This window comes from Paenibacillus sp. 01T424 (genome assembly GCF_056398745.1).
The window spans coordinates 75,597-102,077 of the sequence record NZ_JBFTPZ010000010.1 but is presented as its reverse complement, the minus strand read 5'-3'; the positions used below and the strand labels follow the sequence as shown (position 1 = coordinate 102,077).

17 protein-coding genes are annotated in these 26,481 nt (G+C 43.2%); 12 read left to right on the top strand and 5 right to left on the bottom strand.

Going from position 1 to position 26,481, the window contains the following annotated elements; translation table 11 throughout:
- Positions 1-60 precede the first annotated feature (60 nt).
- Both AC1DPK_RS10745 and AC1DPK_RS10740 read right to left on the bottom strand, forming a co-directional pair.
- Complete coding sequence (locus AC1DPK_RS10745) at positions 61-1,269, bottom strand: GNAT family N-acetyltransferase (RefSeq protein ID WP_477510282.1); 1,209 nt, start codon at positions 1,267-1,269, stop codon at positions 61-63.
- Positions 1,270-1,531: 262 nt separating this feature from the next.
- Positions 1,532-2,509: a tRNA dihydrouridine synthase gene (locus AC1DPK_RS10740; RefSeq protein ID WP_477510281.1), complete on the bottom strand. Its 978-nt coding sequence runs from the start codon at positions 2,507-2,509 to the stop codon at positions 1,532-1,534.
- A 532-nt stretch (positions 2,510-3,041) separates the two neighbouring features.
- Here AC1DPK_RS10740 and AC1DPK_RS10735 point away from each other — a divergent pair.
- From AC1DPK_RS10735 to AC1DPK_RS10710, 6 genes are all read left to right on the top strand, one after another.
- Positions 3,042-3,362 (top strand): ArsR/SmtB family transcription factor, encoded by a 321-nt coding sequence (locus AC1DPK_RS10735; RefSeq protein ID WP_076269793.1) that lies wholly within the window; start codon positions 3,042-3,044, stop codon positions 3,360-3,362.
- A complete protein-coding gene (locus AC1DPK_RS10730) occupies positions 3,355-3,798 on the top strand; it encodes an SRPBCC family protein (RefSeq protein ID WP_076269679.1) in 444 nt (147 codons plus the stop codon). The genes AC1DPK_RS10735 and AC1DPK_RS10730 overlap by 8 nt, the downstream gene beginning before the upstream one ends.
- 49 nt (positions 3,799-3,847) lie before the next feature.
- On the top strand, positions 3,848-4,294 hold the full coding sequence (locus AC1DPK_RS10725) for a cupin domain-containing protein (protein WP_477510280.1): 447 nt from the start codon (positions 3,848-3,850) through the stop codon (positions 4,292-4,294).
- Between the two features lie 490 nt (positions 4,295-4,784).
- Positions 4,785-4,982 carry a hypothetical protein gene (locus AC1DPK_RS10720; RefSeq protein ID WP_076269681.1) on the top strand — a complete coding sequence of 66 codons (198 nt, stop codon included), beginning with the start codon at positions 4,785-4,787 and terminating at the stop codon, positions 4,980-4,982.
- Complete coding sequence (locus tag AC1DPK_RS10715) at positions 4,979-6,172, top strand: winged helix-turn-helix domain-containing protein (protein ID WP_477510279.1); 1,194 nt, start codon at positions 4,979-4,981, stop codon at positions 6,170-6,172. The genes AC1DPK_RS10720 and AC1DPK_RS10715 overlap by 4 nt, the downstream gene beginning before the upstream one ends.
- A gap of 1,288 nt (positions 6,173-7,460) precedes the next feature.
- Positions 7,461-13,982, top strand: a complete 6,522-nt coding sequence (locus AC1DPK_RS10710; protein WP_477510278.1) for an endo-1,4-beta-xylanase — start codon at positions 7,461-7,463, stop codon at positions 13,980-13,982.
- 477 nt (positions 13,983-14,459) lie between these two features.
- Here the strand turns inward: AC1DPK_RS10710 and AC1DPK_RS10705 are convergent, their stop codons facing one another.
- A complete protein-coding gene (locus AC1DPK_RS10705) occupies positions 14,460-14,978 on the bottom strand; it encodes a hypothetical protein (protein ID WP_477510277.1) in 519 nt (172 codons plus the stop codon).
- Between the two features lie 234 nt (positions 14,979-15,212).
- Between AC1DPK_RS10705 and AC1DPK_RS10700 the strand changes: the two genes are divergently transcribed.
- The 3 genes from AC1DPK_RS10700 to AC1DPK_RS10690 all read left to right on the top strand — a co-directional run bounded on the left by AC1DPK_RS10700 (position 15,213) and on the right by AC1DPK_RS10690 (position 19,345).
- Positions 15,213-16,211 carry a glycoside hydrolase family 53 protein gene (locus tag AC1DPK_RS10700; RefSeq protein ID WP_477510326.1) on the top strand — a complete coding sequence of 333 codons (999 nt, stop codon included), beginning with the start codon at positions 15,213-15,215 and terminating at the stop codon, positions 16,209-16,211.
- A 329-nt stretch (positions 16,212-16,540) separates the two neighbouring features.
- Entirely contained in the window at positions 16,541-17,626 is a 1,086-nt protein-coding gene (gene rsgA, locus AC1DPK_RS10695; protein ID WP_477510276.1) for a ribosome small subunit-dependent GTPase A, read from the top strand.
- Positions 17,627-17,890: 264 nt separating this feature from the next.
- On the top strand, positions 17,891-19,345 hold the full coding sequence (locus AC1DPK_RS10690) for a DHA2 family efflux MFS transporter permease subunit (RefSeq protein ID WP_477510325.1): 1,455 nt from the start codon (positions 17,891-17,893) through the stop codon (positions 19,343-19,345).
- Positions 19,346-19,454: 109 nt separating this feature from the next.
- Here the strand turns inward: AC1DPK_RS10690 and AC1DPK_RS10685 are convergent, their stop codons facing one another.
- Positions 19,455-20,360 carry a DMT family transporter gene (locus tag AC1DPK_RS10685; RefSeq protein ID WP_477510275.1) on the bottom strand — a complete coding sequence of 302 codons (906 nt, stop codon included), beginning with the start codon at positions 20,358-20,360 and terminating at the stop codon, positions 19,455-19,457.
- A 151-nt stretch (positions 20,361-20,511) separates the two neighbouring features.
- Here AC1DPK_RS10685 and AC1DPK_RS10680 point away from each other — a divergent pair, with 151 nt between their 5' ends.
- A complete protein-coding gene (locus AC1DPK_RS10680) occupies positions 20,512-21,924 on the top strand; it encodes an aminotransferase-like domain-containing protein (protein ID WP_477510274.1) in 1,413 nt (470 codons plus the stop codon).
- Between the two features lie 86 nt (positions 21,925-22,010).
- Positions 22,011-24,329 (top strand): glycoside hydrolase, encoded by a 2,319-nt coding sequence (locus AC1DPK_RS10675; RefSeq protein ID WP_477510273.1) that lies wholly within the window; start codon positions 22,011-22,013, stop codon positions 24,327-24,329.
- Between the two features lie 14 nt (positions 24,330-24,343).
- Here the strand turns inward: AC1DPK_RS10675 and AC1DPK_RS10670 are convergent, their stop codons facing one another.
- Positions 24,344-25,069 (bottom strand): hypothetical protein, encoded by a 726-nt coding sequence (locus AC1DPK_RS10670; RefSeq protein ID WP_477510272.1) that lies wholly within the window; start codon positions 25,067-25,069, stop codon positions 24,344-24,346.
- Positions 25,070-25,603: 534 nt separating this feature from the next.
- On the opposite strand from AC1DPK_RS10670, the gene AC1DPK_RS10665 reads away from it, so the two are divergent.
- On the top strand, positions 25,604-26,467 hold the full coding sequence (locus tag AC1DPK_RS10665) for a multicopper oxidase domain-containing protein (protein WP_372239017.1): 864 nt from the start codon (positions 25,604-25,606) through the stop codon (positions 26,465-26,467).
- Positions 26,468-26,481: the final 14 nt, after the last annotated feature.

Below are 26,481 nucleotides of genomic sequence, written 5' to 3'. Positions count from 1 at the left end.
GGACTTGCGACACACCCCTTTTTATAAGCTATTAAGCAACATCAGTTGAAGGAAAATGACTTAAAATTTGTCGGTCAAATAAAACACGGCCTGCTGTTTCGGGAATAGAGCTTGCAAAATGTTTGCCTGTTCAGCACTATCCTTTGCTCTGCCTGCCGCATTATAGCCGAACATCAAATAAGTTATGAGATTACGTTCATCCACTTCTACCTCGACATAGGACTCAGCATGACTAACATCGGAAACGGAAAGCAGCTTCTGCTTGTAATCAAGATATATATGATCCTCTCCGCATTGAAGCGCTATGTACAGTTCTTGATCTGCCATCAAGTTATTAGTGTTAAGTCGATGTTCCAATTCAGGCCGAAGCTTTTGGAATGTAGAATGTAGATTGATCATTTTCCACATCGCCTGATTAATTGGAATGGATTGCGCTTGATGTTGTTGATAAAAGGAATATAGCTTATGATCCTCTGGCAGCATCGCTAATATTTGCTTTGCACTTGGGCGCAGCTGACATAAGGCATGAAATAAATGTTCAACACCGTCCACTGCCTCGTTCAAATACATGAATTCATTAATAAATACTTGTTCAGTATCCTTCTTTTCAATCATGCCATAAGCTACAATTTTTTTATTTCTGCGGAGCAGCAGACAGTCTGCTTTTTTCCATTCCGGCCAGTTTATTAGATCATTCCAGTATGATTCATTACGGACTACAGTATAGGTGCGATTCTGATTGAACTGTTCGTATATGAAAYGGATATCATCAAGATAACGAGGCTCAAAAGGAACGATGTCATAGCTGCTTTGCTGCTCAAAGCTTGCTTGCTTTTCAATAGCGTAAGCAGTCTCGGGAATAAGTTCCCAGCCAACCTTTTCATAAAATGCATGCTTACTAGCCAGAAGTAAACTTATATCATAATTGGTTTCTTTCATGTAGTCTGTTTGTGCATGAAGAATTTTGTGCGTAAGGCCCATTCCACGATAATTTGGAGCTGTACCGACGCTGCCCATTGCACCAGTTTTCAAGATCGCTTGACCGACTCTAATAGAAAGAGGGAAAATTTGCACATTAGCAGCAATCTCACCGTCGACCATTGCGAACCATGTTGTCTCTGGATCATATGTGCTATCGAGGTCTAATCTTTCTTGGAAAAAAACTCGGCCTACTGAAAAGCATTCATCTAAAATATCGTAAATCTTTTCAAGCTGCTCTCTCGTTGGCTGGTTCGTTACGATGATGTTTTTGTCAGGTGCCGTCGTCATCTTTTATTTCCTCCTGCTTCGCAATGTTAGGTTAAATTAAATAGATTGAAAAAAGGGGCTAATTATATTAGAAATTATTATCTTAATAAAAATATTAATATTGAAAATAATTTTCGTCAATAAAAGAGCGTGAACATCATATGACAACGCTCCATGCGGTAATCTGGCTGAGAAGTCTCTGTGGCCACATCGTATAAAAATGAGAGACCCTTCAAGAGTTCATTGAACTTTTGGGAGGTCTCTCATTTTTTTGATAAATACCTTATTCTAATTCTTGGTCTAAAAAAGGTATTACTAAACGACGTACTTCATCTGTTGACGTCGTATCCATTAATTGAGTTCTTAGTTCGCTTGCGCCTCTAAATCCACGAACATAGATTTTGAAAAAGCGAAGAAGTGGTTTAAATGGACGTGGTTCGTTTTCTTTTGAATATTTATCGTGAAGATCTAGCTGTAAAAGCAGTAAGTTGAGAAAATCCTTCGCGCTATGTTCTTTAGGTTCTTTTTCAAAAGCAAACGGATTGGTGAAAATGCCGCGGCCAATCATGACACCATCAACGCCGTATTGTTCCACTAATTTGAGTCCCGTTGCGCGGTCAGGAATATCTCCATTAATGGTTAACAACGTATTTGGTGCAATTTCATCGCGTAATTTTTTTATTTCAGGAATGAGCTCCCAGTGCGCCTCTACTTTACTCATCTCTTTTTTTGTACGAAGGTGAATGGAAAGATTCGCAATATTTTGTTTCAATATATGCCCTAACCAATCGCGCCACTCGTCAATTTCAAAGTACCCTAATCTTGTTTTAACACTAACCGGCAATCCACCTGCTTTTGCTGCTTGAATAATTTCGGCTGCAAGTTCAGGATGCTGGATTAGTCCAGAACCCTTTCCATTGGATGCGACGTTTTGGACGGGGCATCCCATGTTTAAATCGATACCACGAAAGCCTAGTTTTTTCATATCAATACTCATCTGTTCAAAAAATGCAGGTTTATTGCCCCAAATATGAGCGACGATCGGTTGCTCATCTTCAGTGAATGTTAACCGGCCACGAGTACTGGCTCTACCTGCAGGGCTGCAATAACTATCTGTACTTGTGAATTCTGTAAAAAATACGTCGGGTTTCGCAGCTGTACTAACGACGTGACGAAATACAACATCTGTGACATCTTCCATTGGAGCTAATATAAAAAACGGCTTTGGTAAATCAAGCCAAAAGTTGTGTTCGTTACTCATAATATCTCCTCTTGTTGCAATATATAAAAATCGATAAAAGCCGTAGTTAAACTCTTTTACCCAACCTACATAATATCATTTTTTTTCGTTTGATGCACAGAATCGATTGTATGAGTGACAGACATATATTTGGTAACGGTCACCTATCACACATCAAAATTGATGTTGTTGAATTTGTATGAAGTACATCTTCGATCTGCACCATTCTCGCTATAATGATTTGACTAATATAAGAGAACAAACGCTAGTCCCGGAAATTGACCATATAGATGAATAAGGCATTGGAATAGTTGTAAGTTGGCGTGAGAGTGATATAGGTTTCTATCCCAGAAAGTTGAAGCTACTTGCTGCCATTCGTATTCGGCTATACGCTTCAAACCGTGCAACCTGTCGACCTGTTCCCGCATACCATGTACGTTGAGTGCTGTGTGTCGGTAGTGATTAAGTATTTGACTGGACATGCAAAAAAGGGAGCTGAGCAATTTTACTGTGAAGCTTGACATGCAATTAAATGGTTGCATATAATAAGGGCATGGACAAAGTATTTAAAGCACTTGCCGATGGAACTCGCAGAGAGTTACTCGACTTCTTGTTCGCTAATAACGGACAATCCTTAGGAGAACTTTGTAAACAAATGACTATGACTCGTCAAGCTGTTACGAAGCACCTTCAGCTGCTGGAAGAAGCAAACCTTGTTACTGTCGTTTGGCAAGGCCGTGAAAAGCTGCATTATCTTAATCCGATACCTATCGGGGAAATTTATCAACGCTGGATCGGCAAGTTTGAGAGTCACCGAATTGAGGCATTAAACACACTAAAGCAAGCCTTAGAGGAGGATTCTAACCATGAATAAGACTTCATTCGTTTATACGACTTACATCGCAACTACGCCCGAGAAGCTTTGGCAAGCCCTAACTAACAGTGAATTCACCAAGCAGTATTTTTTCGGTCGTGAAATCTTTTCAGATTGGCAAGTTGGCTCCAGCTTTAAATTGATGGATAAAGATAAGGTTGATCATCATGGTGAAGTTCTTGTATGTGAGCCGTATCGTCTACTCACAGTTACCTGGAGCATCAGAGACGTTGAAGGAGAGCGATTCTCTAAGGTTAGTTATGAATTATCACCCTTGAACTCTACTGTAAAACTGACGCTACGCCACGAGGATTTATTAGAGAAGGATATTCGCAAAGATGAAGGCAAGATGGAAGGATTTAATAATGGCTGGCCTGTCATTCTCAACAACTTAAAGAGCTTGCTCGAAACAGGCAACATCCTGCCAGCCTTTTAGTTTATCATTCTGTTACTGAAACAATTAGATCTAAAGTGAGGTGAGCAAGTTGGAGCCGAATCAAGCGAATTACTCGGTTAACCATGCAGGTACATTTTCGAATTTTGGAAACGTCACGGAAGGAATGCTAAAAGGGAAAGTCTTTCTAAAAGAATCCTTACAACTTACGAGCATGGAAGTTTCACTCAATAATCTGCCCCCAAAGGCGGAAGTCCCTTTCTATCACAAACACAAAGAAAATGAGGAACTCTACATCTTTCTTAAAGGACAAGGTCAATTTCAAGTGGACGGAAACGAATTTGATGTGTTCGAAGGAACCTCCGTTCGAATTGCTCCTGACGGAGTGAGGGCGTTGCAGAATACATCCGCTTCGGAAGATATGTATTTTATCGTTATTCAAGCCAAAGAGAATAGCCTTACCCAATGGGTGGAGACAGACGGAGTAATCCTGGAACAACCTGTCGAATGGATCATGCAATCTCTCAAAACAACCTAAGCATCACACTCCAGCGAATTGTGGATCTTCACCATGAAAGCCCCGCCCGCACTAGGACGGGGCTTTGTTATACCCTAATATTGTAGACGGATTGTAGACGAAAGAATTTTACAAGCTGAATATCCTGAAATGTCGTAGACGAGTTGTCTACAAGAATTCAATAGAATTATATAAACTACATATTTGTGGTTGTGTATCGCATACACGTAAAGAGGTAAATACATATGGTAGATTCAGAAATATAATAATCAAAAGACAGTTGAGAAGTGAGCCACTGACTCCACACATGTGGAGTGTCTAATATTGATAATTCTGAAATAATAAATGAGATGTAACAGATTCGCTCAATTACATTGCTTTAATGATTGCTTACACGTAGGACACGGGCAGCAGTTCATTATCTCTTGTTTTTATGCTCAAGACAATGATAAGATATTACGGGAACGTATGTTTGTTTTTGTTAGTGTTCTAACAGATCGGGGGAACAGACGTGGTTGAAATTGTTGAAAAAGAGCAATTTTCGGTGATTGGAAAATTAGGAAAGGGGATTGCTGATGAAGCTCCCCAATGGATACCAGCATTATGGCAACAAGCAAATAGTAACTTTATTGAGATAAGCAACCTCGCCATCCATCATCAGGTGCAAGCAGCTTCCGTTTGTTTCGATAAGGAGCTGATGCGTACATGATTCAAATGACGAACCGCCAGGCACGGCAGTTTCTGTTATTGAAGCACGGGCTGTTGGGCGAATATCAATTTGCTGGAAAGCAGGGAGTATTGGATTTTGTGCGGCAGGTCGGTTGTATTCAATACGATCCCATCGATGTTTGCGGAAAAAACGCCGAACTGGTGTTGCAGTCGCGTATCAGAGGATTTACCAAGAACATGCTCGACGAGTTACTGTATAAAGATAGATTCTTGGTAGATTATCCCGACAAAAATTTGGCTATTATCCCTGTCGAGAACTGGCCCTACTTTGAGCGGTACAGGCAGGCTGCAAGGCAACATGCTAAGCTCTATCCCGAAATGGAAGCGTTGGTAGAACAAGTTCTGGCTCACATCCAAAATCACGGTGTGCTAAGTTCGAATGATCTAAAATTGGAAGGAAATTTCACTTGGCAATCGGTCATCCACTGGAGCAGCGGAAACAATTCATCCCGGTCGGTTCTAGAGCAGATGTACTCGACAGGCGATTTGATTATCCATCACAAAAAAGGAACGCGTAAATATTACGATATCGCCGGTAAGTACATACAGCCAAATCTGCTGAATGCGCCGGAGCCGTTGAAGGGCGAGCTTGAGCATTATAAGTGGCGGGTACTGCGTCGAATCGGAGCTGTTGGCCTTTTATGGAATCGCGCATCCGATGCCTGGCTGAACATATGGGGATTGAAAGCGGAGCAGCGCAACGAGGTTTTCCGCCAGCTGTTGCACGAAGCTCGCATTGTTGCGGTTGCCGTGGAACAAATGAAGGATACACTGTACTGCTGTGCGGAGGATTTACCGCTTATTGCAGCCGTCCTGCAAAATCCGACGCCGAAATTGCGCTGCGAGCTGATTGCCCCACTAGATAATTTCATATGGGACAGAAAACTGATCAAAGAATTATTTGGGTTCGATTACACTTGGGAGATTTATACGCCTGCAATCAAACGGGAATTCGGCTATTATGTGCTGCCTCTATTATACGGAGAAAGCCTCATCGGACGAGCCGAGGTAATCGCGGAGCGAAAAGCCGGGACGCTTGTTGTTAAAAATATATGGTACGAGAACGGCATAAAGCCAACAAAGCAATTGCGAACAGCCTTAAATAATTGTTTCCAAAATTTTGCATTATTCAACGGATGCAAGACGATTTCGACGGAGTCTTTGAACTGATATTTTCAGTTCTCTGGTACCATTTGCCGACGAGTTTCCGCGTAATACGAAGTTGAGAAGATTGTGGTGTCAAAGGATAGCACAATTAAGTTATATTATCGTTTTGCAGGTACGTCAGAAATTCTCGAACGGCTCGCTTGATGGTCATTCATGTAAAGTTATGCCGACCGTTTGGCGGTTTTATATCTGGGAAATTGTGCAACGCTCAGCAGTCCTTACATGTTGAGTATGTGGCTTGGTTGGAACTGGAAATGTAGATCTATATGTTCCCGCATGCGGGCATGTAGAAGTTGTTTGTTCCTTAATTTATAGGAATTTCGAGTCAGTGAATAGGGTAGTTGGGGACGTAAATATATTTTTACGTCCTTATTTTGTTATCCAATTGATTGGAGCTTCTCGTAGAATTGGTAATCTCGTCGTTAATCTTTTTTGTTTTACATGCTTTAGTGCTGTGATTGAAAAAGTAGTACCGTTCTTTGCTAGCTTATAGCTTATAGGATTTAATGAATTGAAATGTATATTCAATATAAGTGTTTTTAAAGTTAAGTGACTCGAATAACATTCCCGAAAAAATCATTCTTCAATCCATTCCACTAACATTCTCCGATATTCAACCATTCGCTAATTAGAAAAGGACTTGCTCATTATTTGAGAAATACATTTAAGAGCGGGAGCCGTCCATTCAAGACTCATATAGATATATCTGTTTTTAACAGATTACCCAAAATAAAGAACTGTTGAAATCATAACATGTGGAGCTACTGTCTTAATCGTTCGAAGTCGTGGACCCTTTAGAAAATGTGCCCTATCCCCCAAAAATGTTAGAGATGACTTTTTGATATAGAACATAGGAGGATTACATGTCCTAGAGCAAAATGAAGAAACAGCTTGAGCGTTTTTTCTGTCCTGCGTTATATGGAGATCATCATTGTAAGATATTCTGAATCTGAGCTTCATGTTTACAAATTTCTTGACGCTGCTAAATGTTGTGAGATAGTATTAAAACATACTAGTCATACTAGTCATATCATTTTCGCTTTTTTACGTAATATTATCGTTTTGTCTGCGAGGCTGTCACTTTTACCAAATGAAGGTCATGTACCAGTATCCAATCGCTTGAAGTGAAAGGATATGAAGGAGGTGATTGTAACCAAGGAAACCGAACAAAGCCGACCAGAAAAGTAACGGGTCTCGTTACCACCACTACAATATACGGCTGAGTAGGTCTATCGCAAATGGAGGTAAGATTTATTGCGGAAAAAAAGTTAAAATTGAAGGAGACTAAAGCATGAAATCTTGTAAGCGCTTTATTTCATTGTTTCTAGTTGTAATTATGTCACTTACCTTAGTTGATATGAATTTAGTGTTTGCTGATGAGAATATGCCTAATAATAATGAAATCATAAAAACTAACTACACCACAGCGGCGAATGGCGAGGCGAATCGTACGACATCAAATGTAATTACACTGGTCTTTGAAGAACCGGTACTGGGATTAGCGGAGAGCGACATTACCATCTCAGCTGGTACCGCTAGTGTAACCAAAGGAACGTTGACTGTGGTGGACGAGTCGAAAGGCACTCAATATAATCTCGGAATTAGCGGGGTTACTAWTGAAGGCACCGTCAATCTTAAGATTACCAAGGACGGTGTGGACGACGTGGAAAAGATCGTTGAAATCCATAGAAACCCGATCATCTTTAACGTGGCAAATGTTGGCGGTACAGCGTTTGTGAGGAACAGCGCTGCCATAAGACTGACCTTCAATGCAGCTGTATCAGACCTTTCGGCAGATGATATCATTCTCAGCGCTGGCACCCCCGCCGCAGTATCTAACTACGCTTCCTCTTTAGCGGAGAAGGGATCTTTGACGAAAGTAAGCGAGAATGTATACGAACTTGCACTCAGCAGCATTACAAGAACGGGTACGCTCGGTGTCCAGATCGATAAAATTGGAATAGAAGCCAATCAGAAGAATGTGATTATTAACGCAAAGGTCGATAAGACGGCTTTACAACCTACACCGCCCCGCGATATTTTCCCACAGGATATTACCTCTTTGCCCAAGTCACCGGGACTTAACGATCTATTTAAGTTTCTAGACCCCACTAGCGGCACAACGGGCCGAGTAGAAACCGACGAAGATTGGTTCGAACGCAGGCAAGAACTCAAAGACCTGATTCAGTACTACTATTATGGCAGAAAGTACCCGACGACTAAGAGCGCCATCACAGTGAATGCCCAGACTAACCAAGTCAATGTCACTATAAAAGACAACGAAAGAACCGTGACTGCGAGTCTTGGCAATGTCACCGTACCTACGGGCACAGCGCCTGAGGGAGGCTGGCCAGTTATCATCGCCTTTGGTTTCGGCCAGTCAGCCATGGCGATCCAAAACGGCTACGCTGTAATCAGTGTCTCCAACTGGGGAGCTAGCAGAAACGGAGACTACTATAAGCTGTACCCATTTAACCCCTACGAGTATGATTTCAATACGGGTTCCATAATGACGGCGGCATGGACTGTCTCCCGAATCATTGACGCAATGGAGATTAGCGCCGAAGCTCATGAAGGTATAAATCAATGGAATATCAACCCATATAAGTCGATTACAACAGGCGTTTCTATAAACGGTAAATATGCTCTGATGTCGGCAGCCATGGACGAACGTGTCGGTGCGGCAGCGCCTGTAGATAGCGGACAGTCTGGTGTATCCAGCTTCCGTTACACCGCTGAAGGCAAATTATTTAACTACAACGTACCGTTCGACCGGATTTATCGCAGGAACCAGAAAGGACTCAATAGCATCCAGTACTCTGGCGAATCATTCTGGATGGGTCTTGGAACAGCGGCTGGATTCCACCAACAGACGGACATGGATTATATGCCGTTCGATTCACATGCCGTTGAGGCACTGATGGCACCGAGACCGCTTATCGCATTTGTCGCAGATAATAACTTTGATTGGACGACTCCACCTTCCTCTGTTATGGCGATGAGTGCAGCTAAAGAAGTCTATGAGTTTCTAGATAGTGACAATATTGCTGTACGTGTGCGCGACGGCGCTCACGCCATCCAGGACAGAGACGTGCCGTTTATGATTGCTATTATGGACAAGGCATTCAGTAATAAGCCGCTGGAAGTTAAGGATCTCTACCCAAAAAGCGACCCGCCAAGCTATGGAATAGGGACTTACGACAAAATCTCTGATATGACGATTTCTCCTTACGATGTCGACAGCTCCTACATCCGTTGGTCCCGCCCAGGCAAGTACACGCTGTGGACCGAAAATGAGATTGTCACCGAAGGCATTCCTGCGACAATCAAGGTTCACTCTGACGATGCGAAGGTTAAACTAACGATACTTGACGGAAATAACAAGCCGACGAAGGACACGTGGACAGCCGATGTTGTCAACGGAACAGCTGTGTTTAATTTAACGGATGAGCAAGTTAAGATCGGGCGTTACGAAATTACGACCGTTGGTACTGCTAAGGACAGCAAGACTGTATACTTCCAAGGCATCGACTTAGCAACAGGACTGCGCCACGGCACCGCTAGAAATGATAATGGTGCGGCTGTAATGTATGGCTTTACCAGCAAAATCAATAAGGATCTGGTAGAAGTCTACGCCGATGGCACCAAGCTGACACAATCTTTGCAGGAGGATACTGAACAGGCTTGGATTATCAATTACGGCGTAACGACGAACCCTAATGAGAATAACCGCATACTGAATAATGCTTTTAATGTCATCACACTGAAAAAGTTGCAGATGGAGGCTATGCCAGGCAGCACGTTTGAGATCTCGATCGACAAATCTAAGCTGGCGAACAATCAGGAAACGGTCAGCTGGAACGCATCAGCAGCCGTTCAGAAGACAGGTCCTCAGCCGAACTGGCCGCCGTATCCGAACAGCCTGAAGGACGATGGAAACCGTCCTTTACTCACGGCGACGACGACTGAATTTAATGCTGAAATTGCTTTCAGTTTGAATAACATGGTGGATCTGACTGCCAGCGATACGCTCGAGATTACATTTGATGAGCCTATGAACAAAGGCGATTTTGGCATCGGCTTTGATTTCTCAGACGACTTTACGCTTAAGTGGGCTGAGGATAACAAATCAGTTGAAGTGACATTTAACAGTGTCACAAAAAATAAAGGCGAAGTATGCAACATATACATCATGCGTCTGAGAGATGCCGCTGGCAATATGATTGCGGCTCCTATACACCATTCATTCACCCTCATGCCAAATTCGGATGTCATTTACTATGAGGGTTTTGAAAGCGGCAACACGCTTCAACTAAACGGTGATGCGACAGTTAGTCGGACGCAGGAATACGCTGCCGCAGGTACTAGCAGTCTGAGCGTCGCTCCGACTGTTGCGAACAACTACAGCGGGGTTGCCCTTCGCAATACCTTGCCTACGATGCCGATGTTGCCAGGCGGCAAGTATAAGCTGACAGCTAAGGCACTTAGTGCGAAAGACGCCACATTGGGCATACGCGTAGAAACCAAAGATAGCGGAAACAACGATACTTACGGCACCGTTGGGAAAACCAAGGTAAATCTGGCAGCTGGCCAGTGGGCGGATGTAGCATTGGAATTCACTGTACCCGCAGACCATAAGTCTGTTAGCGCTATTGTATTTCACAACGACGCACAAATGACAGATTTCACCTTCTATTTAGATGAGGTAAAGCTGCAACTCATAAGCCCGCCTGCGCCAGTGGAGGAGCCAGAGACCAAGGAGTTGTTGCGTTTCGACTTCGACAATAAAGCGGAGCAAGGAAGCCTCTTAACGTCAGCTGCATCCTCAAAGATTGAGTGGATCAATGAAACTGGTGCTGGGAAGAGCGACGATAGCGCTTTTAAGGTTACACATGTACCTGATACAAGCTATACCAGCGCAGACAACGCTGTTCGGCTGACTCTTGCTGAGCCGCTTCCTGCCGGAGGAGTTTATAATATCTCGGCATGGTTCTATGCCCCAGCTGTCGGTAACGAAGGCAAAGGTATGCTTACTGGCCCTGGACTGGTACTTAATCAGGATTACGCCAATAGCGCAAACAAACTTCCAAGTAATCCAGGCAATCTGCCGATCGGTCAATGGAAAGAGGTAAACGTTCTAACGCTGTTAATGGAGAGACCGTTGGAATCAATCGATTTCCGTTTAGTTACTAACGATGCAGCTGCTCATGCTGATGTGTGGTACATTGACCAGATTGTGATCAGCCAAGTTGGCGATCTGAAGGAGATTCCTAAGTGGGATCTGACATTATCTTCAATCGCAGATACCTATAAGGATTATTTCCTAATCGGTAACGTCATGAGTCCTAGTCAGACGACTGATGCCGAGAATACGGCCATGTATAAGCATCATTACAACGTCATGACGCCTGAGAATGATATGAAGCCGCAGTATTTAAGCTCTGCTAATGGCGTGTACAACTACGGTAATGCCGACATTCTAGTGAACTGGGCTCAGGCGAACAATATCAAGGTTCATGGTCATACGCTCGTCTGGCATTCCCAGTCGGCTCTTTGGCTGACTACGGGCGAAGGAAACAAACCACTTGCTCGTGCAGAAGCCAAGGCGAACATGGAACAGTATATCAGCAATGTTGCTGGACACTACAAGGACAAAGTTGTATCTTGGGATGTCGTAAACGAGGCTTTTAACGGCGGATCGGGCATTCCTACGGACTGGAAAACGGTTCTGCGTAAGGATTCCCCTTGGTACATGGCTTATGAGAACGGCGCTGATAAAAGCAAGGGAGAAAGCGGCGCAGACTATATCTACGATGCGTTTGTGTTCGCGCGTTTGGCTGATCCGGGTGCTACTTTGTATTACAACGACTATAACGAGAATGAGCCTTGGAAACGGGAAGGTATGGCGCTGATGGCCGAAGACCTTAACGAGAAGTGGAAAACGGACGATCGCAATAAAGAGCCTGGACGTTTGCTAGTGGAAGGCATCGGCATGCAGGCGCATTACTGGATCCAGAGCTTGAATACAGAGACCGTGGAAGCAAGTATTGCTCGTTTTGTTCAAGCAGGCGTGAAGGTTAGCATCACCGAGCTGGATATCCCGTCAACTGGCACGCTCACGAAGGAAGAGGAGACTTTACAGGCTGAGCTATATGCGAAGCTATTCGTTATTTTCAAGAAGTATGCGAGCAGCATCGAACGCGTTACCTTCTGGGGCAAGGCGGATTCCCAGAGCTGGCGTGCTTCGGGAAGCCCTCTGCTCTTTGATAAGGCGTTGGTAGCCAAGCCGGCATACTATGCGGTTATCAATCCAGAAGGTTATCTGAACCTTGATCCAAGCCCTGCTGCACCGACTGGTGTCTCTGCGAAAGCGAAGAGCAGCAGCGAGATTGAGGTCAGCTGGACAGCTTCGGAGAACGCAACGGGATACAACGTTTATCGTTCCGCTTCTGTTGATGGCAGTTACAGCAAAGTCAACATGCAGCTGATTACTGAAAGCAAGTTCCAAAATAGTGGCTTGTCGGCATCAACTACTTATTACTACAAGGTTGCAGCTGTCAATGATGCTGGAGAATCCGTACTATCCGAAGTAACGCAAGCAACGACTAATAGCAATAGCACTAACCCGAATACCACGCCAACATCACCGACGGATCAAACTCCTGTTAAACCTGGTGAAGTGATGGCAGAAGTGGATTCGAGCGGTAACGCTAAAGCTCTAGTCAAAGCCGATGATGTGAAGAAGGCGTTGCCTGAAGCGAAGGCTGGAACGATGAAGCTATTCGTTCTTGGTACCGAGAATGCCAAACTGATTACAGTATCCATACCAGTTGATCAAGTGAATGCAGCCAAAGAAGCAGGCATTAAACGTATTGAGATTTCTTTCGGGCTCGTATCTGTACAGTTGCCTGTATCGTTATTCGAAGGTGCCGCCGGCAAAATCAGTATTGAATTGAGTGTTGCCAAGGTGGATAACAGCACGCTGCCAGAAGCAGCACGCACTTTAGTAGGTTCGAATACGGTCTATGACTTCAACTTAAGTGTTGACGGTCAGAAGATTGCTGATTTCGGTCAAGGCAAGCAGGTGAAGGTTGAAATACCTTACACGCTGAAGCCTGGAGAGAGCACGGATCAAATCGTGATCTATTACTTGTCGGATGATGGCAAACTTGAAATCATCAAGAATGGCCGTTATAACAAGGATACTGGCACGGTGGAATTTAATGCGAAGCATTTTAGCAAATATGCTGCCATCGCTAGTCCAGTTAAATTCAGCGATTCTAAAGCAATCGCATGGGCGAGTGACAGTATTGATGGATTGGCTGCACGCGGAATCGTAAACGGTGTGACAAAGGATTCGTTCGCACCAGGCCATTCAGTTACACGAGCTGAATTCATCCAAATGTTAATGCTAACGCTTGACCTGAAACAACCGAACGCAACAAGTACATTCTCAGATGTTAAGCAAGGTGCGTGGTATTACGACTCGGTTGCTACGGCTCAGCAGCTTGGTATCGTGTCCGGTCTGACTGATGGTTCTTTCGGTATTAACAACAAGATTACTCGTCAAGAGATGGCTGCAATGGCATATCGAGCGATTCAGAAAGCAGGAATCACGATGAATGATGAGAAAGCGGCAGCAGCCTTCAATGACGAACTAGCTATTGCAAGCTACGCTAAAGAAGCGGTGGAAGCTATGCATAAAGCTGGCATCATCAATGGTGTCGGCAATGACAAGTTCGATCCAAAAGGAACGGCTACTCGCGCCCAAGCGGTAGTCATCCTGTATCAATTGTTAATAAAGTCTCTGTAATATCTAATTAGTAATGAAACAAGTAGAGCGCCCTGTAGAATATATGGTCTGCAGGGCGCATTACTTGAATTGAAAAGTAAATATCTTAAGAGTTGAATCGCTTTTAGGACATCATAGGGTGCTTAAAAAGGTTGAGGATGAACTCAGTTTGTGACGAATTGACTGTCTCAAATAAAGTGAAAATAGGAGCTGTTCCTAAAGTAGATCTATCTACGATTGGAGCAGCTCCTATTTTTTTGATGTTGCTTAGGCAGAAAGATATCCTCCCCTTATCAAACCTATAGCTTACGAACCCAGCAGATCTTATTTGTACCATTTATAATGAATTACAATTGTAACGAACCCCAGAATCGTTATTTCGAGCAAAGTAGCTCATGAAACCCTGTAACTCGTGATATAACGTTAATTAGATTCGTTAAATTAAAAATAAATCAGTTTTCAACATAATAAGCATTATACAGTTCGTTGGAGAAATGATCATGGAAGGTTATGCGCACTATTGATTTTTGAAAGTATAGTTAAACGTAATTTTTCAAAATCAATATTTTGAAAATTGGACATTACGATACTTACTGAATAGTCCCTGCCCAAAATTCGGTTTGTAATTTCCCAAAATGAACGGCTTCCTCGCTCGCTAGCCCAGATTCCAAGTTTATTGACTCCACTTTCGGAAAAGCACTCTACTCTGTATATATCGTTCATTAGGATAACTTTGTGTCCAAATAACCATTTGTATTCGAGAGATTCATTGGTGATTTTTAAATAAGGTTTTTTAAATAAAGCCATAGCAAGCCATATGTATCCGAAAAAAATGGCGAACGCTAGAAACAAAATGTTTACTATGGTTTTTTCTTTACTATCTCCTGGTATCATGATGAAGCTAATAAACACGACTAGTATAAAGCTATATAGAATGTGGAGCGACCACTTCAGTTTAGACTCTTGGTGCAGAGGTAAGGAATATAGGCCGTTTTTCTTCAATAATGAACCCTCCACATTACTTTCCTCCCGCTTCCGTTATTAAGATTAGTCTAATCATTTTTGTGATTGACTTCAATAACATAATGAATGTTGCAATTGTATCCTGTTTGCCAAAGCTTGGCAGCCTCTATAATAAGAACACAACATTGAAAGCGCATACATTAAATTTCTATGCTTCAACATTCAGGTGAAGGAGGAGAATGTATGAAACGAAGGTTTTACAGTTTGACGCTTGTTGCGGCATTGTTAATGACTATTTTTGGAGTGAATGGGGGATCTGTGCCGCAGGTCAGCGCAGCACCTGCATTTGCGAAAGGTGCGGACATTAGCTGGGTAGCCGGCATGGAGGCGCAAGGGTATGCGTGGAAGGACAAAAACGGCGTAACTAGGGACATTATTCAAATTTTGAAGCAGGATTACCAAATCAACTCCGTACGTATTCGAGTATTCGTCAATCCTTCTTCGAACTATGGCAACGGCTATATGAATAAAGATCGCGCTGCAACCTTGGCGAAGCGGGCGAAGGATGCTGGGATGAGCGTCATGCTTACATTGCACTACAGCGATTCGTGGGCGGACCCCGGAAAACAGACTAAGCCCGCTGCTTGGGCAAGCTATTCGTTCCAGCAGCTGATGGATGCTGTTTGGAATCATACGCGCGAGGTAATGACAGCTATGCAAAGCAAAGGTGTCACGCCCGATTGGGTGCAAATCGGCAACGAAACGAACGATGGCATGCTCTGGAATGACGGTAAAGCATCCTTAAACATGCAAAACTACGCTTGGCTTATTAATACAGGCAACAATGCGGTCAAATCTATTAGTACAGCTACAAAAACGATTGTCCATTTATCCAACGGCTATGACAACAGTTTATTTGTTTGGAACATCGGCGGATTGATCGCTAACGGAGCGACCTTCGATATTATCGGGATGTCTCTTTATCCTACCAGTGCAGATTGGTCGACTAAGGTTACGCAAACGGTCAGCAACTCCAACAATATGATTTCGCGCTATGGCAAGCCGGTTATGATTACCGAAATTGGTATGGATTATAACCAGCCTGCCGCTGCCAAAAGCTTTGTCGCTGATATAAAGACAAAAATACGCAATATTGGAGGTGGAAAAGGGCTTGGCGTGTTTTATTGGGAACCGGAAGCGACCCCTGGTTATAACGGAGGTTATAATAAGGGAGCTTGGCAGGCGGACGGCAAACCGACGATTGCGCTTGACGGCTTCTTGAATTAATGAGTACGACCTATCCCTCGTTCATTAGAACTGGTGATAGGTCGTTTTTTTATAGCTATAGACGGAGAGAAAGAAACATTATGTTTTCGTTATTTCGCAATGTTTCGTTTTCATGCTACAATAATGGAGAAATTTAGTTGCAAGCTAGTTAAGCTGGCTTGAGGGGAGAGATGAAAATGGAGAAATTAACTATTATTGAAGGTGCGGCAGTCGGGGTCACAGGAATCCTCCTTTCAAGCGAACAATAATTTCGTTTCCCAGATGAGGATTCAACTGTGACTGGTTTTGGCGTTAGCCATATGAATAACCAATTACAGGGGGAATCCGCAGTGAATCAACAAACAACGAATACGGTATTACAATCATTAGGTTGGAACGACTATTTTTCTAATCATTTTGCCGCTTATGCCAAACAAGGGTATAGTGCCGGGCGAATTATATTGGAGCATAAAAACATGTACCGTCTATTGAGTGAGCATGGCGAGCTCATGGGCGAAGTAACGGGTAAGCTGCGTTTTGAAGCAACAGGTCGAGAGGATTTTCCAGCAGTCGGTGACTGGGTAGTTATAAAACCGAGGTTGGAGGAACAGAAAGCTTCGATTCATGCGCTGCTGCCACGAAAGAGCAAATTTTCCCGTAAAGTGGCTGGAGACACGGTAGAAGAGCAGATTGTAGCCGCTAACGTTGATACTGTTTTTTTAGTAAATGCCTTAAATAATGACTTTAATATACGCAGGATGGAACGTTACTTGATCCTTGCATGGGAAAGCGGCGCTGCGCCGATCATCGTGCTGAGCAAAGCAGATTTATGCGACGATTTGGATGCACGCATCGCAGAGGTAGAATCAATTGCGATTGCTGTCCCTATTCACGTAGTCAGTGCCTCGCAGGGAGAAGGGTTAGATCAGCTCGCACCATATTTGGGTATAGGCAACACAGTTGCGCTGATAGGTTCTTCGGGTGTAGGTAAGTCTACACTGATTAACAAATTGAGCGGAGTTGATCTGCAACGAGTCAATGATGTGCGTGGCGGGGATGATCGTGGTCGTCATACGACGACGCATCGCGAGCTTGTTCAATTACCGAGTGGAGCACTGATGATTGATACACCTGGTATGAGGGAGCTGCAGCTCTGGGAGGCCGATGAGGGGTTCCGTGGTGCATTTGATGACGTAGATTCAATTGCAAATACTTGCCGATTCAATGACTGCAAGCATGAGCAAGAGCCCGGCTGTTCTGTCCGAAAGGCAATAGCTGATGGGTCTTTGGAGCAAGCTCGTTTTGAAAGCTATCTCAAACTCCAACGTGAGTTGGCGTATCTAGCACGTAAGGAGGATGCGCGATTGGCAGCCTCTGAAAAAGCAAAATGGAAAAAGATTAGCACAGATATGAAACAAAGAAAAGTAARAAGATAAGTCATGCGACAGAGCCTTTGAAAGATTAGGGCTCTTTTTTTTATGCCTTCAGCATAGATGCTAACTTGAGGGATCAAGCTGTGAAGTTTTGAAATATGCGACGGAATTCATGAAGCAAAGAAGTTGAATGTTCATTTCGTTAGTGTCATAATTTAGGTTATTGACAATGAGGACAAATGTTCGGTATATTTTGTAAGTAATGCGGACAATTGTCCGAAAAGAGAAGAGAAAATTGGAGGAGGAGTATTCTTGAACGGCCCTACTATGGAGGTTAATTCTAACCTAGATTTTAGCAAAATCAAGAAAGGACCGATCGTTGCCGCACTCATTATTGGCGCATTTGTATCGATTCTGAATGAAACCTTGCTGAACATTGCTTTCCCAGAGCTCATGAGATATTTCAGCATCACGGAAACGACTGTACAATGGCTGGCTACAGCCTATATGCTCGTAGTCGGTATTCTTGTCCCTATAACAGCACTTTTGCAGCAATGGTTTAGCACACGTCAAATGTTTCTCGGGGCAATGATTTTATTCCTTGCGGGTACGGTGATATGTGCGACAGCACCAATATTTGAGTTTCTGCTTGTTGGACGTGTTGTTCAAGCTTTGGGAACAGGATTAATGATACCTGTATTGATGAATACGATTCTTATCATTTTCCCTCCAGAGAAGAGGGGCGGCGCAATGGGATTGATCGGTTTGGTCATGATGTCCGCTCCGGCTATTGGGCCTACTTTATCTGGTCTTATCGTTGACTCGCTTAACTGGAGATGGCTTTTCTATCTGGTCATTCCTTTGGCGGTCGTTTCTATCGTCTATGCAGCGATTTATTTGAAAAATGTAAGTGAATTGACGAAACCAAAGGTCGACATTATTTCCATTCTGCTTTCCTCCATCGGTTTTGGGGGCATCGTCTATGGCTTTAGCAGCGCAGGAGAAGGCTCATGGTCAGATCCTAAAGTTGTCTGGTGCCTGATTGTAGGCGGAATCAGCTTGATTTCATTTGTATGGCGTCAACTTGCGGTGAAGGAACCGATGCTCGATATGCGTGTTTTCCGTTACCCTATGTTTTCGCTTGTAACGGTACTGATGCTTGTACTTATGATGGCTATGTTCTCTACGATGATCATGCTTCCGCTATTTTTGCAAAATGTCATGATGCTTACTGCACTTAGCGCTGGTCTTGTGATGATGCCCGGCAGTATCTTGAATGGTATTATGGCACCGGTCTCCGGTATTTTGTTTGACAAATTTGGACCAAGGGTGCTCGTTATACCTGGTCTCATCTTGATGAGTGTATCCATCTGGCTGTTTTCTGGAATTGATGCAGCATGGACGAGCGGATATGTTGTATTCCTGCATATCTTGATGATGATTGGTATCTCATTAGTGATGATGCCTGCGCAGACGACRGGCCTTAATCAGCTGCCGCGCAGATTGTACGCGCATGGTACGGCGGTTATGAGCACGCTGCAGCAAGTGGCAGGTGCGGTTGGTGTGGCATTGTTCGTCAGCATTATGTCGTCCGGCATGAGAGATTACATGTCTACATCCCCGGATCCGACCAACCCTGCTGAGGGAATACCTGCAATGGTAGCTGGTCTTCACAGTGCGTTTATCGTCGGAGGAATTCTCTCTGTCCTCGCAATTCTCATCGGTCTCTTCATTCGCAAAACGAAGGCACCTCAAGAGGATGAGCTGAAGCAGTCTGCTTAATCAGATTTGTTCGAGTAGCTTGGACAAAATACATCTTTTTAAAAATTAGAGGCAGCCAATAAGTTCAATGAACTTATTGGCTGCCTTTTTTTATCTTTTAATCACCCTACTACCTCAATCTTCGCTTTGAGATTAACTGGCTGAGTGCACCTGCATTTACAAGGATGGTTCCACCAATAATCGTAATGATACCAAGCAGTGTAACCCATGAGATTGTCTCATCATAAAAGAGTACACCGACTCCTACAGCAATTGGAGGAGAGATATAGAGCCATGTAGATGGGAAAACGGGATTCGTCTTTGCGACGAGCCAGTAGAATAAGGTATGCCCAACCATGGAACCAATTACAATCAGATAAATTAATGAGCCTGTCGTCTGAAATGATGCAAAGGATTCAAGGTGCACCTCTTCGGTGAACAGAGATAAAATGAACATCATCGCTCCGCCAACCATCATTTGTGCCGCGTTCATGGCTATTGGTGAAACATCGGACATGCGGTTGATTACTTTTTTGGAATATAGCGCTCCTGATGCATAACAGCATTCTCCTATCAGTATGGCCCCGCAGCCGACAAGCCACAAGGGTGAGACATCCACCGAAAGATTGGGCAAAACTAACAGCAGTACACCGATGCAGCCAATAATGCAGCCGTATAGCGAGTGTTTGGGAGATTTTTGCCGAAGAATAGCCGTTTGCAGCAGCAAAATCATGATGGGTCCCGTAGCCGATAACACAGCCGCGAGTCCAGAAGATACATATTGCTCCGCCCAGTACAGCGTAGAGAAGGTTCCAAACGTCAGCGTAGCCCCAGTGAACAGCATCTCTTTGCGCAGCAGCAAGGAGAAGCTTGCCTTGCGTTTCCAAACCATCCAAAGAAACAGAATAGCGCCAGCTAGAAAAAAGCGAAGCCCTGCCGAGAAGAAAGGGGGAGCACCGGCGTCTACTCCGATTTTAATTGCCAGAAAGGTTGTGCCAAATATAAGACATACGAGCGCATAAGCCAAAAAAATCATGTTCATTTCCCCTTTAGATGTCGGATCGAGATTGTTTTTTGTTAATCATATAGGGAGCAAGGCAGAACAGATTGTATGGAACAGAACAGATGAATAAATATTTCGTGTACAATAATGGAAAGAGGCAGCGGCGAAGAGGTGTTATGAACAGATGAAAAAAGAATCGGGAGCGCAGCAAGCCCATCCGTTATTCCGGCAAGTGTATGATTATATCTTGAACCGTGTAGAGCGAGGGGAATGGAAAGCCCATCAAAAATTACCGTCGATACGATTGCTTGCTGAAGAGATCAATGTGCATCGGCTGACGGTATTTAAAGCCTATAGATTGCTAGTTGAGGACGGCAAAGTGTATGTAAAAGACAAATCGGGATATTACGTATCGGAGGACAATGCTTTTTCTGAAGGGTTGGAAGAGAGCACCGTCGTTACCTCTTATGCAGTGAATAACTCGTTATCTGATATTCATCGAATTCCAGCTAAGTATCAGTTCTCTCAAGCGCTGATTGATCCTAATTTGCTGCCGAATTTGTTCTTATCGGACTATGTGAAAAAAGTGTTTGATCTCTATCCTAAGGTTATGGGGACTTATGCCAGCGTTCAAGGGGATGAAGAGCTTCGCGAGTCGCTAAGCCAGCATTTCAGAGAGCATCATCGATTGCTGCTGTCACCTAAGGAATTGTTAATCACATCAGGTGCTCAGCAGGCCATAAATTTGATTGCCCAGATTATGCTTGGGCCGATGGATGCGGTGTTGATTGAGCGACCGACCTACGGCGTAGCGATGGATATTTTTCGCAGGCAAGGCGCGCGGCTTATTCCTGTTGCGATCACACCGGAAGGTTATGACTTAGCAGAAGTAGAAGCCTTGATGCGCACGCATAAGCCTCGTATGTTCTATATGAATCCAACCCACCAAAATCCGACCGGTTATACTGTTCCATCATGGCAGCGCAAATTGCTGGTGGAATTGGCAGAGCGTTACCGCTGCCTTATCGTGGAGGATGATCCATTCCGAGATATGTATTTTGTTGAGCCGCCCCCGCTTCCCTTATTCGCTTATGACACGGAGGGCTGGGTCATCTATATTAGCAGCTTCAGCAAATATATTGCGCCGGGTCTGCGGATTTGTGCTGCAGCCTGCCGATATCCATTCATGGAGCAGTTAATCAAAGCGAAGGCGCTTGCGGATAACGGGACTCCTCAGCTTAATCAGAAAATATTTTTGCATTATTTCGCCTCACCGAGGCTGCAGCAGCATGTGGAAAAGCTTCGTATTGCGCTGCAGGTTCATAAAGAGATCATGGAAGAGGAGCTTGCCATAGCAGGCTGGGAATGGACTGCACCACAGGGCGGGCTTAATTTATGGGTTAAACTTCCAAGCCATATATCAGGAGAAGCTCTTCTTAAAAAAAGCAGGGAGCAATCCATTTCCTTCGTTCCCGGAGAAATATTTGACCCGCTAGGCGAGCTGAAATCATGGATACGGCTTAGTTATTCTTTTGCGAGTGAGGCATTATTGCGGGAAGGAATGCAGCGCTTAACGGCTTTATCGCGGACTTTATGATTGAAAGAAATATTTAGTTGCTGAACATATTTTTTGTAACATTGGCGTAACACCCCTGATGTAGTCTGATTCAGGAGGTGCGAGACATGAAAAAAATAATAGCCATCATCATGCTGGCTGCAATCACAGCAAGTGTTCTTGCGGGGTGCAAGGACGACAATAATACGCGAGGCGGGGAAGTAAATGCACAAATAGAAGATGTGGATTTTAGCTTTAACGTAGATCCAGAAACCTTTGCGCTTGAGGTCGAGTCGGGTGGAAGGACTGAAAAAGCATCGGAACCACTGGACAAAATGAATGTTACAAATGTAAAAAACAGCGGAGACCAAATTAGCTGGACCTATCCAGAGAAACAAATGGACGTTGAAATTGAAAAAAAAGCGAACTATGTAGATGTAACGATCAAATCCAGCAAGGTGGAGGAAAATAGCTTTGCATGGCCAATCGTAACGGGCGAGGGGTATATGCTTCCATTAAACCAAGGAAAGTATATTCCAAGCGATGATCAGACGTGGAAAGAGTATTTGAGCGAACAAGAAATGAAGGTCATTGAGTCTTTCTCGATGCCATTTTTTGCAGCTGATAAAAGCGAATACTCGCTGATGTACATTATTAAAAACGCATATAACAATGAAATTGTTTTTAATACCGATAACGCTATCCAGTTTACTTTTCATCATGATTTTCCAGTAATTAATAAGCAAAAGGAATATGGATTTAGAATTTATGTAACGAAAAAAAATCCAACAGCTGTCGCAAAAACGTATAAAGATTATTTGATTGAACAGGGTGAATTCAAAAGCTTGGCGGATAAGGCTAAAGAAAATAACAATATCGAAAAGCTTTACGGAGCACCGCACGCTTATTTTTGGGACAGAACGGTTATTTCAGAAGAAAATATACAATGGCCAAAGCTGAGGAGCAATCTTCCCGAAAAACTGAGAATATGGATTCAGGAGCTATTAAAAACTAAAGTGGAAGATGGAGCAGAGCTTTCATCCGCCTTTGACGATTTAAATCGTTTAGACTATGTAGATAAATACACGATAAATCGAATTGTAAAAAGTTTAAGTGCGGTCATGCAGCTAAAAGAATTTTATGATTCCAAAATTTTTACTGACTTAGATGAAGAAACTCAGCGATTGTTAAGCAGCGGTATAGAAAATTTGAACGCTGTTGAATTGATTGATCTGAATAAACGATTGTTAAAAAGCGTGCTTGGTGCTGCAGTTGATCCCATTGAAAAGTGGGCAGATGCCAATACGATTGATGTCATAAAGGATATGAAGCAGTCTGGGCTCGACAATATGTGGATTGGTTTGGATGATTGGCAGGAAGGGTTTATTAAACCTGCGTTTGTCAAAGAGGCAGAAAGTCTTGGTTATTTAATTGGCACCTATGACTCGTATCATTCAATCCATGAACCAGGAAAAGAGAAATGGACGACGGCTAAGTTTAAGGATACTTCCCTTTACGAGCATGCGACGGTGACCGATAAGAATGAGAGAAAAATTGTAGGGTTCCAAGAAGAAGGCAGAAAGCTCAACCCAACGCTTGCCTTGCCTAGTGTAGAAGAAAGAGTAACATCGATTTTCAATACTGGTCTAGCTTTTAACTCATGGTTTCTAGATACGGATGGTACTGGAGAAATCTTCGATGACTATTCGCCAGAGCATGTGACTACGGAAGAAGAAGATATTCAGGCTAGAATAAAGCGAATGGCGTATTTGCAAAAAGAATGGAAGCTGGTCGTTGGAACAGAGGGTGGCAACGATTTTGCTAACCAAACGGTTGCTTTTGCGCATGGAATAGAGACGCCATCATTCTCATGGATGGATAAGGATATGAGCACAAATAAAGAAAGCGAATATTATGTAGGAAGATATTATTCGAGCAACGGCGGAGTTCCCGAACTATTTGCTAAGCAAATACCGTTAAAGGACAAGTACAAGAAGCTGTTTTTGGATACTAGCTACACGATCCCATTGTATAAGTTAGTTTACAACAATTCCGTGATCACGACTTATTGGTGGGGCTGGGGAACTTTAAAAATAGAAGATGAAATTTCGAATCGAATGCTGTATGAAATTCTTTATAATGTGCCTCCGTTATATCATCTAGATAAACATGAGTGGGAAAAACATAAGGAAACCATAGTGAATCATTCTAAGGTATGGTCAAGCTTTAGTAAAAAAGCGATAAAAGAAGAAATGACGAATTATAAGGTTCTAACAGAGGACAAACTCGTTCAGATGACGGAATATGGTAAAGCGTTGAAAGTAGTGGCTAACTTCTCGGAAGCTTCTTTTAACTTTCAAGGCGAGGTGATACCAGCGAAATCAGCGCTAATCCTTGATGGAAATGATAAAACGATTTATACACCGAAAGAGCCCACAAAGAAATAAAAAAGGAATGGGCTCTAATTTTCAGCTTTATTTATAGAGATTTCAACGATTTTTGTTTTCTTTTCAGTTGAAGTATACCAGTGTTTCACGGCTTCATAATCTGATGATGCTAAATCAGCCGACTCGATCATAAACCGATCTTTCTCGATCCATTGATAGCCGAGTATAGGCCAGATTGGAGTAGACATGTATTCGTTCGTTAACGCTGTAGATTCAAAAGGTATTTTTTCCATAGTTAATAAATCAACAGCAATCAGCGTATGACGAACAATTTCTCCGCCTTCGCTATAACCGTATCGTAACAGCAGCTCTGTTTTATCCGGAGATAGTTGATAGTCTTGAAAAATGCCGTCACCCAAAGCGAGACTTGTAATTGTGGAGTTGCTTTCCTTCACTAAAATGGTTGAACATTGCTTATTTCCACAACTGTACTTTAACAATATGAAATGTTCTTGAGTGGAGAGAGTGAGCGCTTCTGATTGGGTCCGCTCGATTTCGGTCTTGCTATCCTCTTGCGATTGTAAATATTGCTTATACGGAGGAATAGCGTTAATCTTTAGCTTTAAGTTTTCTCCATTTTCGTCTTTGACTATGAGTGTATCAGATGAATTCTCGGATGGTTTCTGTTCAATGGAAATGGACTTTTTTAATGGATCAGTTTGAAGACTTTTTATGATAAATAACACAGCTGTTGCGATTATCAAAAGAATAAGAAGAGGTAGCAGTAATTTTTTTCTCATCTAGTTTTGTCTCCACTTTAATTAATAATGAACTACAATTCTAAACGAAGATTTTTGCTCGTATGTTGCAGGCTATTGTGATTCATATTCTTCTACGAAATAGGAGAGAGAGGTTTCCCGTGAGTTTATCGAACTTGAGGGAAGCCTTTTTTTCATTGATGCAGTATTCTCCCGAGCAAATACAAGCTTCATAAAAAACACTTTACAACATGCCTAGGTTAGCATATATTTTACTCATACCAAAAAAAGTTTCCTAAGGTAAACTAATTGTCCTTAAGTAAAATAAATTTTTTTTATTAATAATTTTGCTCTAGGGCAAAATTAATCCCTTATATTAACATGGAGGTGAATCGAATGGTATTTGATCCAAATCAGCAGTTCTCAAGACGAAACATCCTTAAGGTCGGAGCTGCCGGCGTACTAGGTGTGATCGGAGGCAGTTTCTTAAATACAAGTGCATTATTTGGCAGGTCTGCTCATGCGATGGGGAAGGAAGAAATGCATCATACGCTCAAAGACCAGATGAAACAAGGGATGGCGCATGGTTATGATCCGGGAACCGATTCAACGCCGGGGCTTGAAGCGGCAGTAAAAGCATTAACGGCTTTTGATTACGGGGTCGTTAGTACTTCTCCAGATGGCAGGACGATTAGAGAATACGATATACAGGCATGGGATGCTGAGGTGGAAATAGCGAAGGGCATTAAATTTCCAGGATGGACATTCAACGGCACGATTCCAGGGCCGACACTTCGTTGTACGGAGGGAGATATCGTACGAGTCAAGTTCGGGAACGGGTCCGCGCACCCGCATTCCATACATTTTCACGGTATTCATCCAACCCACATGGATGGTTTAGAGCCTATTTCGACGGGCAGTGAATTTGTGTATGAATTTGAAGCCAAGCCAGCAGGGCTGCAGCCCTATCACTGTCATGTTCCTCCGCTGATTAGACATATTCACAAGGGCCTATATGGTCACTTCATTATTGATCCTAAGAAACCAAGGAAACCTGCAAAAGAGCTAAGTATGGTCATGAATGGCTTTGATCTGGACTTAGATGGCGAAAACGAGGTTTACACGGTCAATGGCTACGCATTTGCGTACCAATCTAGACCGATTAAGGTGAAAACGGGTGAGCTGGTTCGTATTTATTTAAGTAATTTAACGGAATTTGATCCGATTAACTCCTTTCACTTGCATGCTAATTTTTTTCACTATTATGCCACCGGCGCTGACCCAGATGCGAGGCCGCAATATACAGATACGATTATGCAGTGCCAAGGGGAGAGAGGCATCATTGAAGTTACGTTTCCCGCTCCTGGAAAATATATGTTCCATGCTCATCAAAGTGAGTTTACGGAGCTCGGCTGGATGGGATTTTTTGAAGTCGGTTAAGTAGAGGGGGTGTG

What these genes read in the sequence shown, in the direction of transcription:
- AC1DPK_RS10740 (WP_477510281.1), bottom strand. Translation starts at nt 2,509, where the DNA reads ATGAGTAACGAACACAACTTTTGGCTTGATTTACCAAAGCCGTTTTTT.
- AC1DPK_RS10735 (WP_076269793.1), top strand. Translation starts at nt 3,042, where the DNA reads ATGGACAAAGTATTTAAAGCACTTGCCGATGGAACTCGCAGAGAGTTA.
- AC1DPK_RS10730 (WP_076269679.1), top strand. Translation starts at nt 3,355, where the DNA reads ATGAATAAGACTTCATTCGTTTATACGACTTACATCGCAACTACGCCC.
- AC1DPK_RS10715 (WP_477510279.1), top strand. Translation starts at nt 4,979, where the DNA reads ATGATTCAAATGACGAACCGCCAGGCACGGCAGTTTCTGTTATTGAAG.
- AC1DPK_RS10700 (WP_477510326.1), top strand. Translation starts at nt 15,213, where the DNA reads ATGACTATTTTTGGAGTGAATGGGGGATCTGTGCCGCAGGTCAGCGCA.
- AC1DPK_RS10685 (WP_477510275.1), bottom strand. Translation starts at nt 20,360, where the DNA reads ATGATTTTTTTGGCTTATGCGCTCGTATGTCTTATATTTGGCACAACC.
- AC1DPK_RS10680 (WP_477510274.1), top strand. Translation starts at nt 20,512, where the DNA reads ATGAAAAAAGAATCGGGAGCGCAGCAAGCCCATCCGTTATTCCGGCAA.
- AC1DPK_RS10675 (WP_477510273.1), top strand. Translation starts at nt 22,011, where the DNA reads ATGAAAAAAATAATAGCCATCATCATGCTGGCTGCAATCACAGCAAGT.
- AC1DPK_RS10670 (WP_477510272.1), bottom strand. Translation starts at nt 25,069, where the DNA reads ATGAGAAAAAAATTACTGCTACCTCTTCTTATTCTTTTGATAATCGCA.
- AC1DPK_RS10665 (WP_372239017.1), top strand. Translation starts at nt 25,604, where the DNA reads ATGGCGCATGGTTATGATCCGGGAACCGATTCAACGCCGGGGCTTGAA.